The organism is Rhodoplanes sp. Z2-YC6860 (genome assembly GCF_001579845.1).
Classification (GTDB): domain Bacteria; phylum Pseudomonadota; class Alphaproteobacteria; order Rhizobiales; family Xanthobacteraceae; genus Z2-YC6860.
Window position 1 is genome coordinate 6685452 of the sequence record NZ_CP007440.1, and the last position, 13234, is coordinate 6698685.

The following is a 13234-nucleotide window of genomic DNA, read 5'->3' on the forward strand; positions in this document are numbered from 1 at the left end:
GGCGTTGATTAAAAGTCCTCTGCCGGGGAGGCTAAAATGAGCACTGTTACTGCAGCGGGCGCCGATGCGCGCCCGGACACCGCAGCGCACAAGGCGCTGTTCGCATCCGCCATCGGCTACGCCATGGACGGCTTCGATCTTCTCATTCTCGGATTCATGCTGCGCGCGATCTCGGCCGAGCTCGGCCTGACGCCGCCGCAGGCGGGCTCGCTCGTCACCTGGACGCTGGTCGGCGCCGTGGTCGGCGGCATCCTGTTCGGCATCCTCAGCGACTACTACGGCCGCGTCCGGGTGCTGACCTGGACGATCCTGCTGTTCGCGGTGTTCACCGGGCTCTGCGCCTTCGCGCAGGGCTACTGGGACCTGCTGGTCTACCGCACCATCGCGGGCCTGGGCCTCGGCGGCGAGTTCGGCATCGGCATGACGCTCGTCGCCGAAGCGTGGCCGGCCAGCAAGCGCGCGCGGGCGTGTTCGTATGTGGCGCTCGGCTGGCAGGCCGGCGTGCTGCTCGCGGCGCTGGTGACGCCGGCGCTGCTGCCGGTGATCGGCTGGCGCGGCATGTTCATCGTCGGCCTCATTCCGGGCGTCATCGCCTTCGTCGTGCGCTGGTATGTCGGCGAGCCGAAGATCTTCCTGGAGCGGGCCAGGACCACGCCGGCGATGCCGCTGAAGCTCCTGGTGAAGGACGCCGCCACCACCAAGATCAGCCTTGGCATGCTGATCCTCTGCGCGGTGCAGAACTTCGGCTACTACGGCGTGATGATCTGGATGCCGAACTATCTGGCGACGCAGTTCAAGTTCGGGCTGACGCAGTCGTCGCTGTGGACCGCGGTGACCATCCTGGGCATGGCGGTCGGCATCTTCGTGTTCGGCCTGTTCGCCGACCGCGTCGGGCGTAGGCCGGCGCTGCTGACGTTCCAGGCCGGCGCCTTCGTGATGGTGCTGGTCTATTCGCAGCTCACCGGCGAGACCGCGCTGCTGATCGGCGGCGCCGTCATGGGCCTGTTCGTCAACGGCATGCTTGGCGGCTACGGCGCGCTGTTGTCCGAGCTCTATCCGACCGAGGCGCGGGCCACCGCCGAGAACGTGCTGTTCAATCTGGGCCGCGGTGTCGGCGGCTTCGGACCGGTCGTGGTCGGGGCGCTGGCGACCGGCTACGGCTTCTCGGTTGCGATCGCGCTCTTGGCGGTGATCTACCTGATCGACATCGTGGCGACCCTTGCGCTCATTCCTGAGCGCAAGGGCGCGGCGTTGGAGTAACGGCGAGCCAGCGGCGCGGTACGCGATACTCTATCGCGCCGCTGGCTTCTTGGTTTCGGCCTCGGCCTTCTTCTCAGGCTTCTTGGGCTCGGCCTTCTTTGTCTCGGCCTTCTTGGTCTCAGCCTTGGGCTCGGGCTTCTTGGTCTCGGCCTTCGCGGCAGGCTTCGGCGCCGGCTTGGGCGGCGGCGTCTTCGCGACTGCCGGCTTGTGCTCGACAGGCTTTGGCTCTGCCTTGCGCTCGGCCGGCTTCGCCTCCGCTTTGTGCTCGACGGGTTTCGGCTCCGCCTTGCGCTCGACGACCGGCTTCGGCGCCGGCTGCTGCGGCGGCGTCGCGACCGCAACCGGCGCGGCCGGCGCTGGCGTCGCCACGACAGGGACCGGCGTGGGAGCAGGCTTCGGTTGCGGCGCCACAGCCACGGGCTTGGGTGCAGGCGCCGGTCTCGGCCGCTCGGCGGGCGCCACCGCCGCAATCTGGCCGCGACAGAACAGCCGCTTGGCATCGTCGGTTTCGCCGATCACCGCAGCAAGCGCCGCGATGTCGGTCGAGGCGATCACCGGCAGCCCGTCGCCGCGCGGCTGGCTTGCGGCTGCGGCCTTCACGGCCTCCGATGCACTCGCCTCGGCTTCTGAGGCGGCCTGCGCCTCCGCGTTGGCCTTGGCGAGCACCTCCGCTGCCGCAGCATTTTGCGCATCGGCCTCCTGCGACGCCGCCGTCGCAGCTTTCGATGCCTCGGCCGCCGCGTTCATCGCAGCCTCGGCCTTGCGCACCGCTTCGCCGCTGCGTCGCGCATCGGCGCCGGCATCCTCGGTGCTGCGTGCGGTCGACATCCGCGACGCCGCAGCGGTCTGGGCCGCGGCCAGCGCATCGCGCGACTTCTTGGCCACCTCTTCCGACGCCGCGTTGAGCGCCGAAGCTTGCTTCTCCTCGGCTTCCGCGTCGGTCTCGCTTGCGAAGAACGCCGCTTCCGCCGACTTCACGGCTTCGGCGGCCTCGCCGGCCTTGGTGTCGGCGTTACGCGCCAGCGCCGTCAGCCGGCCGATCTCGCGTGTGGCTGCATCGGCATCGGCCTTGGCCTGATCGGCGGCGCTCTGCACCGTCATCGAGGCCTCGATCGAAGCCGCCGCCTCCTGCTCCATGGCTTGCGCGGCCTTGACCATCTCGACGGCCTTATCGGCCGCGGCCTTTGCGTCCGCGACCGCCCTGTCGCGCGCCGCGATCGCGGTCTTGAGCGTATCGGCAAGGGTCGCCGCGGTGTCCGTAGTCTCGCGCAGCGTGTCGCTGATCGGCGTGGCGTCGCCGGACGCCGCGCTGGCACCGGCCGAGGCGCGCGCCTTGCTCTTTTCGATCAGCGCCGCGGTCGCTTCCGAGGCCTTCTGTGCCTCGTTGACCGAATCCGCGAAGGACTGCGCCGAGGCGGCGATCAAAGTGCTCTTCTGCTGCTGGGCGACCGCGGCGAGCCGCACCGACTCGTATTTCCGCCGCACCGCGTCGGCGGCAAGCCGCGCCTCGTCGGCCTTCTGCTGCGCCTCGTTGGCGACGTTGGCGGCGGCGGCGGCCTTGTCCCGCTGCGGCGCGATTGCGGTCTGTGCCTGCTCGGCGGCCTTGCGCTGATCGTCCGCATCGCGGATCGACTGCTGATGGCGCTGCTGCATGTCACCGACGTAATTGCGCGCGGCGCGCGCCTTGCGCTGCTGGGCGAGCGCGACCTTGCGCAGCGCCTCGGCCGAGGCGGCCGCGGCGGCGGCGGTGTCTTCCTTCAGAGCCGCGACGGTCTCGGCGGTTTTCGCAGCGCCCGCTGCATCTTTCGCCGTCTGGGCCTGGCTCGTCGCCGCGCCTTGCGCACGCTCACGCTCGGCAGTGGTGGCGGTCGCCTTCGCCTGCGCGGCCTGTGCGGCGGCGGTGGCGGCCTTCGCGGCCGCTTCCTTGGTCGCGGCATCGGTCGCAGCGGCAGACGCGCGCGCCTTCGCGGCAGCAGCAGCGGCAGCCGCATTGTTGAAGGCGACCGTCGCGCGTGCATGCTGGTCGATATAGACCAGGAGGCTCGTCAGCCGCTGCTTGTCCTCGACCGTCGGCGGCCGCTGCAAGCCATCGACCGGAGACACCAGAAGCTCCTCGGTGGTCAGCGAGGCGAGCTTCTTCTTCTCGGCGTCGGTTTCGTCCGAGGCCGGCATGGCCGCCGTCGAGCGCAGCGCGCTGATGAGCGTTGCAAACTTCAGATAGCGGTCGAGGAATTCGGGTGCCTTGGCCGAACGGCCCGAACGCAGCGGCGCGAATGCGAGTTCGCCGACCGTGGCTTGGCCCAGGAAGCAGCGCCAGTTCTCCTCGGGAGCCCAGTTGGTGATGCGCATGCCGGCATAAAGCCGGCGCAGCTTGTCGGGATCGATTTTCACCAGAGTTCGGCCCTTGGGCGAGCCGGCGACGCGCAGCGTCAGCCGCGCGCTGTCGATCGAGGCCGTCCACTCGGGCGTCGCGGTCACCGCTTCCTGGCGCACCAGGAGACTGCCGGCCACCGAATCCACGCGGGTGTCGGTCGGCACCACTTCGCTGAAGCTCACTTTGTTGCCGGCGACCGCGACCTTGGCCGCGGCCATTGCCGGCATGTCAGAGCACACCTTGTTATCGAAGCAGGCCTGAGCGGTGCCGGCCCAGAAATTCATCACGCGGTCGGAGACCGTGCCGTCGGCCTCAATCTGAACGATCTCTTCCATCGGCGCGATCGCGCCCTGCTTCCACAGCTTCGGCAGCGTGTCGTCGATTGCGATCCACCAGCCGGTGAGCTCTTGCGCCTCGATGGCGCGAGCCGGCCGATCGGCCCATGCACTCATTCCCAGCGCAACCGCGATAGCAAGCCACGCTGTCCGCCGCATCAATGCGCCACGAACCAAATTTGATTTCATTTAAGCCGTCCCGATATGCCCAGACTCAGATTTGTAAACCCGCGCTTCGCTGCCCGTCGAATCGTTTGTCACGTGAGTGGAGAAATTGTCGCGGTTCCACGGCAAAGGTTCCAAAAAAATGTGGCAAGCACGAGTTGCGGCAAAATTTTGGCATGGAGCGACGCGCGTGCCGCGTGTCGAGACTTGCCCCTTCACCTCTTTGTCAGCGCAAGCAGCCCGCTAGGCCGCTAAACTCCGGCTGTCGACTAAAGTCGCAGCCTCAAGACCGCGACATCCAACGCACAGACTGGGGAGTTCCGATGCCATATTCCAAAGCGTGTCTTGCCATAATTGCCACGGGTACCCTCGCAACGCTGTTCGCGGCGCCGGCGTCCGCACAGCTTCTTCAGCGCAAAGACCTGAGCCTCTCGGTCGCCCAGACCATCGCCAACGGCGCGCTCGAAGCCTGCAAAGGCATGGGCTATGCGGCGTCGGTCGTGGTGGTGAACCGCGATGGCGAGACGCTGGTCTCGCTGCGCGGCGACGGCACCGGTCCGCACACGGTCGAGAACGCGCGGCGCAAGGCCTACACCGCCAACACCTTCAAGATGAGCACCGAGGACTTCATCCAGGCGATGAAGACGCAGCCGGTGCGGCGCGAGCAGACCACGCTGCCCGGCGTCATCGCCATCAACGGCGGTGTGCCGATCAAGGTCGGCAACGACGTGATCGGCGGCGTCGGCCTGTCAGGCTCTCCGGGCAAGGACGAGGAGTGCGTGAAGGCCGGGCTCGCGAAGGTGCAGCAACAGTTGCAATAGGCCGAGCGGCTACCACTCAAATCGAAGCTTCGGGATCTGTCCCCAGTTCTGCAAAATAAAGATTCAGCGTTGAGAGCTACGGTTTCTTCGGCCAGACCCCGGCGCGTTCCAAAGTGTCCATCGCCTGGTCGGTGAATTCCGCCTTGGGCCCATCGCCGCCGATGACGAACATCAGGATCGCCTCCTGATTGGCGTCGCCCGGCGTGACGTTCTCAAATCGCCGGATGGCGCCGGGCGGAAACGAAATGACGTCGAGCGGATTGAGGTCGACCGCCTCGACCTTGCCCGACTCATTTTCCCAACTGGCGCGCCAGACACCCGTCATCGGAATGAACGTCTCGTTGGTGTCATGGTTGTGCATCATCGGGCCGTGGCCGGGCTTGGCGCGGCAGTAGCCGAGATTGAACCCTTCCGAAATCGGGATCGCCGCAAGCCGCGACGCGTCGTCTCCGACCGGCGAGGTCATCGCATCGCCCGCGCCTTTCGGCGGCTGAAAGCCGATCACGTTGTACAAGGTGCGTTCGCAGCCCGGCATCTTGCTGTCGGGCAAGCCACCGTCCGAGCCCTTGAGGTCCTTGAACCGCGCAACACGCTTCATCATGTCGGCGCGCGAGATACCGAATCTTGGCAGCGTTTCCATGGCCGTCTCCCTTTGCCCAACAATCACGCCCTGACTTTTGCTGGTGTGGGCAGAATCGATGGCCCACGCTGCATTCGGGCTTTTCGTCTCCGGTCGAAGTGCCTAGCATTCCCGGCAATTCGAGCGCTGGCAATGCCGGCGTCGGACAACGAATACAACCGGGGGAACGCTCATGACACCACAGCCGTGGATCCGCAGGACGTTGCTGAGCCTTGCAGCCCTTGCTGTGGCCGGCACCGCCGCACTGGCACAGGAGCCGATCAAGATCGGCTTCAGCGTTTCGCTGACCGGCGGGCTGGCATCGTCGGGCAAGGCGCACCTGCTCTCCCAGCAAATCTGGGAGAAGGAGACCAACGACAAAGGCGGTCTGCTCGGGCGGCCGGTCAAGCTCGTCTATTACGACGATCAGACCAACGCCTCGACCGTTCCCGGCATCTACGCCAAGCTTCTGGACGTCGACAAGGTCGACATCGTGATGGGCGCCGCCACCAACCTGATCGGCGCCGCGATGCCGCAGATCATGCAGCGCGGCAAGATGGTGATGGTGCTGCTCGCGCTCGGATCGAATGCAGAATTCAAATATCCGAAGTACTTCCAGAGCGCGCCGTTCGGACCCGATCCCAAGAGCGTGCTGTCCGACGCTTTCTTCGAGGTCGCAAAGACGCTCAATCCTCGGCCGAAGACCGTGGCGCTGGTCGGCGCCGACGCGGAATTCTCCAACAACGTGCTCACCGGCGCGCGCGAGAACGCCAAGAAACACGGCTTCGAGATTGTCTACGACCGGGCCTATCCGCCGTCGACCGTCGACTTCTCGCCCATTGTCCGAGCCATCCAGGCGACCAATCCCGATGTCGTCCTGCTCGCATCCTATCCGCCGGATTCGGTCGGCATGGTGCGCGCCGCAACCGAGCTCCGGCTCAAGACGCAGCTGTTCGGCGGCGCGATGGTCGGCATGCAATACGCCTCGCTGATCACGCAGCTCTCCGAGAAGCTCAACCGCGTCGTCAACTACCACTTCTTCGTGCCGAGTCCGAAGATGAACTTCCCCGGCATCGAAGACTTCCTGAAGAAGTATCAGTCACAGGCCGCGGCCGCCGGCGTCGATCCGCTGGGCTTCTACCAGCCGCCCTTCGCCTACGCTGCGATGCAGGTTCTGGAGCAAGCCATCAAGGCGACCGGCGGCCTCAACGACGACAAGCTCGCCGAGTACATTCACAAGTCGACTTTCAATACGATCGTCGGCGACATCAAGTTCAACGAACTCGGCGAATGGGCCACCGCGCGCCCGATCATGGTGCAGTTCCAGAATGTCCAGGGCTCGGGCCTCGAGCAGTTCATGACCGGGCACCGGGAGGTCATCGTCTATCCTCCGCAATACAAGGACGGCGAGTTGGAGCAGCCGTTCTCGAAGTAGATTGACGGGAATTCCATGATGCAAATCACGGCTGCCGTGGCGCGCGAACGATTCGGCGCCTTCTCGGTCGAGCAGGTCGAGCTGACCGATCCGAGGCCCGATGAGCTGCTGGTGAAGATCGTCGCCAGCGGCATGTGCCAGACCGACCAGCACGGGCGCGACGGCTATTACAACACGCCGCTGCCCGCGGTGTTCGGCCACGAGGGCGCGGGTGTCGTTGCCGCGGTCGGCAGCGGCGTGACCGGCTTTGCGCCGGGCGATCACGTGGTGATGTCGTTTCCGTGGTGCGGCGCCTGCCCCAATTGCCGGAGGCAGATGCACGCCCATTGCCAGAAAAGCTTCGATCTCAAGATGAACGGCACCCGCGCCGACGGCTCCACGCTGATCAGCCAAAGCGGCAGGCCGATCTACAGCGCGTTCTTCCAGCAGTCATCGTTTGCGACTCACGCCATCGCCAACCAGCGCTTTGCCGTGAAGGTCCGAAGCGACGCACCGCTCGAACTGCTCGGGCCGTTCGCTTGCAGCGGCCAGACCGGCGCGGGCGCCGTCTTCAACACCATGCAGCCGCAGCCCGGCGATTCGTTTGCCGTGTTCGGCGTCGGCGCCGTGGGCCTGTCCGGCCTGATGGCGGCGAAAATTGCCGGCTGCGATCCGATCATCGCGGTCGACGTGCACGACAAGCGCCTGGCGCTCGCGCGCGAGCTCGGTGCCACGCACACCATCAACAACACCGGACGCACCGACGTGGTGTCGAAGATCCGCGCAATCACCGGCGACGGCGTGCGTTTCTCGCTGGAGACATCGGCGCTGGCTCCGGTGCTGCGTGAGGCCGTCGAGGCGTTGATGCCGGCCGGTGCCTGCATCCTGCTCGGCAGCGCCCGCGCCGGCACGGAAGTGTCGCTGGAAATGCCATTCCTGCAGAACGGCCGGAAGGTCCACGGCATCATGCAGGGCGAAAGCCAACCGCAGGAGTTCATCCCGCGGCTGGTCGATCATCTGATGCGCGGCGAGATGCCGGTCGACCGGATGATCACGTTCTATCCGTTGGCCGACATCAACCGGGCCGCGCTGGATTCGACCAACGGCACGACGATCAAGCCGGTGCTGCGGATGCCAGGATAGCTCGCTCCGCTGCGGTTTCCGCCCTTGCGCTGGATCAATGTGTCCGGCTCCAGGTCGGGTGATGCTTTCCAGTGTGACAGCCATTTTGGGGAGCAAACCTATGTACAGGAATATCCTGATTGCCACCGACGGCTCGGAGCTGGCGCACAAGGCGGTCGATCATGGGATCGGACTTGCGAAATCGGTGGGCGCCAAGGTGACCGCCGTGGTGGTCGAGACACCGTTCAACGTGTTCGCCGTTCCGGCCTCGCGCACGGCGCAGATCTCGCGAGAGTTCGAACACCACAACGAGGCGATCAAACAGCACGCCGCCAAGGTGCTGGGCGACGTCGCAAACGCAGCGAAAAAGGCCGGGCTCAGCTGCGACACCGTGCAGGTTGAGCACGAGCAGCCCTACGAGGCGATCATCAAGACCGCCGAAGACAAAGGCTGCGACGCCATCGTGATGGCCTCGCATGGCCGAAGCGGCATCTCGGCGGTGTTGCTCGGCAGCGTCACCAACAAGGTGCTGACTCACACGGCCATTCCGGTGGTGGTGGTCCATTGAGCCGTATCGCTGCGGCGCCTGGGACTCTCCGGGCGCGCCGCGCTATCGTTCCCGCCGTGCCGCCGGACAGAGCGGCCTCACGGAGGAGACCACTCATGACTGCTGCCACTCGTATTGTGTTCGCAGGCTTGGCCTGCGCTCTGGCCGGCGCCGTTGCGGCCCCTGCGTCGGCGCAGACGCTGACCCACAAGGACATCTCGGTCGATGCCGCGGTGATCATTGCCACCACCGCGATGGCGGACTGCAAGGCCAAGGGCTGGCCGGTGTCGGTCGCCGTTGTCGGACGCTCCGGCGAACTGATCCTGCACATGCGCGGCGACGGCACCGGACCGCACACCATGGATAACAGCTTCCGCAAGGCCTACACGGCACGCACCACGCGTCAGCCGTCGGGCGAGCTTGCCAAGCGGCTGAAGGCCGATCCGCAGCTGTCGCTGATCATGCTGCCGAACGTGGTTGCGGCGCAGGGCGCCTTGCCGATCAAGATCGGCGACGAGGTGGTCGGCGCGGCCGGCGCCTCGGGCGCGCCCGGCGGCGAGAAGGACGAGGCCTGCATCCAGACCGGACTCGACAAGGTCAAGGATCAGCTCAAATAGCCACACGCAATAGTCATAAGATTGTCTTCAGTTTGACGCATCGGATATCCCTCTCCCGCGATCAAGGGAGAGGGATAGGTCTGTTGCGCACCACAGCTTCCCTCACGCAAATGTGCCTCGCCGCCGCCCTATTTTACGCAACTTGTATGCTAGTCTGAGCATTGGATGCGGTGTCGTTAGCCTGAGGAATTCCCGATGCGTCTTGTTCGCCTGTTCGGCGCGGCGCTCACTGGTGTGTTGTTCTCGCTCAGTGCGTTGCCCGCGTCCGCCCGCCTGCTCATCGAAATCGACAAGTCCAGCCAACAGATGACCGTCTCGCGCGACGGCCGCGAGCTTTACGTCTGGCCGGTATCCACCGGCATCGCGCGCTACGACACGCCGTCCGGCCAGTACACGCCGTTCCGCATGGAGAAGGACCACTTCAGCCGCGAGTGGGACGACGCACCGATGCCGAACTCGATCTTCTTCACCCAGCGAGGCCATGCCATCCACGGCACCGATCACGTCCGTGCCATCGGCCGGCCTGCGTCGCACGGCTGCGTGCGGCTGAGCCGCGCCAACGCCAGCGTGCTGTGGGATCTGGTGAAGCAGGAAGGCATGCCCAACACCCGCGTGGTGTTGATGGGCGAGGTGCCCGCCGCGGGCGAGCCCGCGATCACGCGCCGTGGACCGGCCTATGGCGATCAGCCCGCTTATGCCAACGACAACTGGTCCAATAGCGCACCGCAATCGTCGCGCTACGAGTCTGCGCCGCGCACCGGTTTCTGGGTGCGGCAGCCGGATGGCTCGCGCGTGTTCTACGACAGCGAGCGGACCTACAACCCGCCGCCTCCGCCCTCGCCGTTCTTCTTCCCAGGGCGGCCTCCCGGCTGGTGATCAAGCCTTAACACGGTCCCAACAAAGCTGTTGTCGGACTGCCGACAGAGGTCGCCGGCCTGCCTTTGTTTTGATATAAGGCAGGTCGGCTTCGCGTTTTGATTTCTACGAAGCCACAGTGCCTTTTGTCGGCGCGATTGCAACAGGGCTTCATGATTCCAACCTCATTGGCGGGACTGCCGGCATTCGCGGGTTATTTCGCCGCTGCCATGGTGCTCTCGATGGTCTTCGTGATCGCTTATACGGCGATCACGCCGTTTCATGAGATTGATCTGATCCGGCACGGAAACTCGGCCGCCGCGATTCAGATCGGGCTCGGGCTGGTCGGCTTCTCGATTCCGCTCGCGAGCGCAATCTATCATTCCGCCAACATCATCGACTGCGTCGTGTGGGGCGTCGTGGCGCTGCTGACGCAATTGATCGCTTACGGGCTGGCGCGGCTGACGGTGCCCAATCTCGCCGACGACATCGCCAAGGCGAGTGTCGCGCCTGCGATCTGGCTCGGATGCATCTCGATTGCTTCGGGCATCATCAGCGCCGCCTGCATGAGCTACTGAGCCTCATGAAACGCACGCAGATGATCATGCTGTTCGCCGGAGGGACCGCGCTGGCCGGAGTCTATGCGCATAACGAAAACCAGAACTGCCGACCCGACGCCATGAATGAAAACGCGTCAAACTGCTCCCGAAGCAGCATCCATCACTATTCCAGCTGGGGCGGCGGGACCGGTTCGTCCTCGTCCAACTCGGTCGCACGCGGCGGCTTCGGCGCCATGGGCTCGTTCCACGGCGGCGGCCGCAGCTGATCACATCGCCTCGACATGCAACGATTGACCATTGCGCCGCGCACGGGCTGGCAAGACCAGGCGCGGAGCATGGGCTTCCTTTATCACACGGCCGATGGCGAGCCTTACTGGGACGAAAGCGCCTGCTACACGTTCTCGCTGTCCGAGATCGAAGATCGCATCGAAGCGGCCACCAGCGAGCTCAACTCGCTCTGCCTGGAGCTGGTCGATCGTTACTGCCGCGACGAAAGCTATCTCACGAAATTGCGTCTGCCGCGCCATGCGTGGGATGTGATCGCCGCGAGCTGGAACAGCAAAGCGCCTTCGCTGTATGGGCGATTCGACTTCGCCTATGACGGCGTCAATCCGCCGAAGCTTCTCGAGTTCAATGCCGATACACCGACCGCGCTGTTCGAAGCCGCGGTGTTCCAGTGGTATTGGTTGTGCGATCAGCGCGGCAAAGCGTTGCCGGCCGATGCCGACCAATTCAACTCGATCCATGAGAAGCTGATCGAGCGCTGGAAGGCGATCGCACCGGGGCGTTCGCTGCATCTCGCCTGCATGACGCAAAGCACGGAAGACGTCGGCAACGTGGCTTACATCGAAGACTGCGCCCGCCAAGCCGGGCTCTCGACACGCCGCCTCGACGTCGCCGAGATCGGCCTGCGAAGCGGCCGGTTTCTCGACCGCGACAACCGCGAGATCGAGTTGCTGTTCAAGCTTTATCCCTGGGAATTCATGTTTGCGGATGCGTTCGGATCGTCACCCGCGATGCAGCGCACGCAATTCGTCGAGCCGGCCTGGAAGGCGCTGCTGTCCAACAAGGGCATGCTCGCGCTGCTCTGGGAGATGGAGAGTGGGCATCCCAATCTGCTGCCAGCCTGCTTCGCAAACGATGCAAACGCCGCGTCGATCGGCGAGCGCTATGCGCATAAGCCGATCTGGTCGCGGGAGGGCGCCAACACGCTTTTGGTCGACGGCGGCATCGTGCTGGGCCAGACCGGCGGCACCTATGGAGCCGAAGGCTTCATCCGCCAGGCGTTGGCCGACATCCCGCCATTCGACGGCAACTATCCGGTGCTCGGAAGCTGGCTGATCGGCGATCTGGCCGCAGGCTTAGGCATCCGCGAAGACAAGTCGCGGATCACCGGCCACCGCTCGCGATTCATTCCGCACGCGATCGTTTGATTCTGGAGCAAGGTGCGGCGCTGTGTCCGCGCGAAATCAGACGGTCAGGACAGCACTGCTGACTTTTTAGCGGTGGCACCCGCGGCCATGCTCGCCTTCGGGCGACCAACAGACAACCGGGGAAGGCCGATGAGGGCGCGGGATGTTGCCGTGATGCTGGCCGTCATGCTCTCGGGCATGACGGGTGTTCGAGCCGAAACCTATCCGTCGAAACCAATCACACTGATCGTGCCATTCCCGGCGGGCGGCCCGACCGACACCGTGGCGCGCCTGATGAGCGAACACATGAGCCGGACGCTCGGCCAGTCGATCCTCGTCGAGACCGTGACCGGCGCCGGCGCCACCATCGGCATCGGGCGCGTCATCAGCGCGCCGCCCGACGGCTACATGCTCAGCATCGGCAACTGGACGAGCCATGTCGGCGCGCCGGCCATCTACCCGGTGCCGTGGAATCCGGTGAACGATCTCGAGGCGATCGTGCGGCTGCCGGTGTCATCGCTGATGATTGTCGGCCGCGAGTCGCTGCCGGCCAAAGACGCCAAGGAGCTGATCGCCTGGCTCAAGGCGAAGTCCGAGCCCGCGACCGCGGCAAGCGTCGGCGCCGGCTCCGGCGCTCATGTCTGCGGGCTATACTTCGCGCAGAAGACCGGCACCAGGCTGCAATTCGTGTTCTATCGCGGCGGCGCGCCCGCGATGCAGGACATGCTGGCCGGCACGATCGACACCATGTGCGCCGAGGCGTCGCAGACGCTGGCGCATGTGACAGCGCACAAGATGAAAGCCTTCGCCGTGATGGGGCGGCAGCGCTACGCCGGATTGCCCGACGTGCCGACCATGGAGGAGATGGGAATCTCCGGCATGGACATTTCGTTCTGGCACGGGCTTTGGGCGCCGAAAGGCACGCCGAAGGATGTCGTCAACACGCTCAATGCCGCTGCCGTGAAGGCACTCGCCGATCCTGCGGTGCGGGAGCGCGTCGCCGCGCTTGGCATGAGCATTCCCGACAAGGCGCAGCTCACGCCGCAGGCGCTGCACGACTTTCACAAGGCCGAGGTCGACAAGTGGTGGCCGATCATCAAGTCGTACAACATCAAGATTCAGTAGGACTTGAT

General features: G+C 65.3%; 13 protein-coding genes. 11 read left to right on the forward strand and 2 right to left on the reverse strand.

What is annotated here, in order from left to right; translation table 11 throughout:
- Positions 1-36 precede the first annotated feature (36 nt).
- A complete protein-coding gene (locus RHPLAN_RS31225) occupies positions 37-1260 on the forward strand; it encodes an MFS transporter (RefSeq protein ID WP_068026783.1) in 1224 nt (407 codons plus the stop codon).
- 30 nt (positions 1261-1290) lie between these two features.
- Here RHPLAN_RS31225 and RHPLAN_RS31230 read toward each other — a convergent pair whose 3' ends face one another.
- Complete coding sequence (locus tag RHPLAN_RS31230; RefSeq protein ID WP_157100619.1) at positions 1291-4158, reverse strand: hypothetical protein; 2868 nt, start codon at positions 4156-4158, stop codon at positions 1291-1293.
- 299 nt (positions 4159-4457) lie between these two features.
- On the opposite strand from RHPLAN_RS31230, the gene RHPLAN_RS31235 reads away from it, so the two are divergent.
- Positions 4458-4955, forward strand: coding sequence for a GlcG/HbpS family heme-binding protein (locus tag RHPLAN_RS31235; protein ID WP_068026789.1), 498 nt, complete (start codon positions 4458-4460; stop codon positions 4953-4955).
- A gap of 76 nt (positions 4956-5031) precedes the next feature.
- Here the strand turns inward: RHPLAN_RS31235 and RHPLAN_RS31240 are convergent, their stop codons facing one another.
- Positions 5032-5595 carry a cupin domain-containing protein gene (locus RHPLAN_RS31240; RefSeq protein WP_068026793.1) on the reverse strand — a complete coding sequence of 188 codons (564 nt, stop codon included), beginning with the start codon at positions 5593-5595 and terminating at the stop codon, positions 5032-5034.
- A 172-nt stretch (positions 5596-5767) separates the two neighbouring features.
- Between RHPLAN_RS31240 and RHPLAN_RS31245 the strand changes: the two genes are divergently transcribed.
- The 9 genes from RHPLAN_RS31245 (at position 5768) to RHPLAN_RS31285 (ending at position 13226) form a co-directional block, all read left to right on the forward strand.
- Positions 5768-7009 carry an amino acid ABC transporter substrate-binding protein gene (locus tag RHPLAN_RS31245; RefSeq protein WP_198164581.1) on the forward strand — a complete coding sequence of 414 codons (1242 nt, stop codon included), beginning with the start codon at positions 5768-5770 and terminating at the stop codon, positions 7007-7009.
- A gap of 15 nt (positions 7010-7024) precedes the next feature.
- Entirely contained in the window at positions 7025-8131 is a 1107-nt protein-coding gene (locus RHPLAN_RS31250; protein ID WP_237179950.1) for an NAD(P)-dependent alcohol dehydrogenase, read from the forward strand.
- A gap of 100 nt (positions 8132-8231) precedes the next feature.
- Complete coding sequence (locus RHPLAN_RS31255; RefSeq protein WP_068026799.1) at positions 8232-8678, forward strand: universal stress protein; 447 nt, start codon at positions 8232-8234, stop codon at positions 8676-8678.
- A gap of 95 nt (positions 8679-8773) precedes the next feature.
- Positions 8774-9274 (forward strand): GlcG/HbpS family heme-binding protein, encoded by a 501-nt coding sequence (locus RHPLAN_RS31260; protein ID WP_068026801.1) that lies wholly within the window; start codon positions 8774-8776, stop codon positions 9272-9274.
- Between the two features lie 195 nt (positions 9275-9469).
- Entirely contained in the window at positions 9470-10150 is a 681-nt protein-coding gene (locus RHPLAN_RS31265) for a L,D-transpeptidase (protein WP_068026804.1), read from the forward strand.
- Positions 10151-10302: 152 nt separating this feature from the next.
- Complete coding sequence (locus RHPLAN_RS31270) at positions 10303-10707, forward strand: DUF350 domain-containing protein (RefSeq protein WP_068026807.1); 405 nt, start codon at positions 10303-10305, stop codon at positions 10705-10707.
- Between the two features lie 5 nt (positions 10708-10712).
- Complete coding sequence (locus RHPLAN_RS31275; protein ID WP_068026811.1) at positions 10713-10955, forward strand: hypothetical protein; 243 nt, start codon at positions 10713-10715, stop codon at positions 10953-10955.
- A 15-nt stretch (positions 10956-10970) separates the two neighbouring features.
- Entirely contained in the window at positions 10971-12122 is a 1152-nt protein-coding gene (locus RHPLAN_RS31280) for a glutathionylspermidine synthase family protein (protein ID WP_068026813.1), read from the forward strand.
- A gap of 129 nt (positions 12123-12251) precedes the next feature.
- Complete coding sequence (locus RHPLAN_RS31285; RefSeq protein WP_084245965.1) at positions 12252-13226, forward strand: tripartite tricarboxylate transporter substrate-binding protein; 975 nt, start codon at positions 12252-12254, stop codon at positions 13224-13226.
- Positions 13227-13234 lie beyond the last annotated feature (8 nt).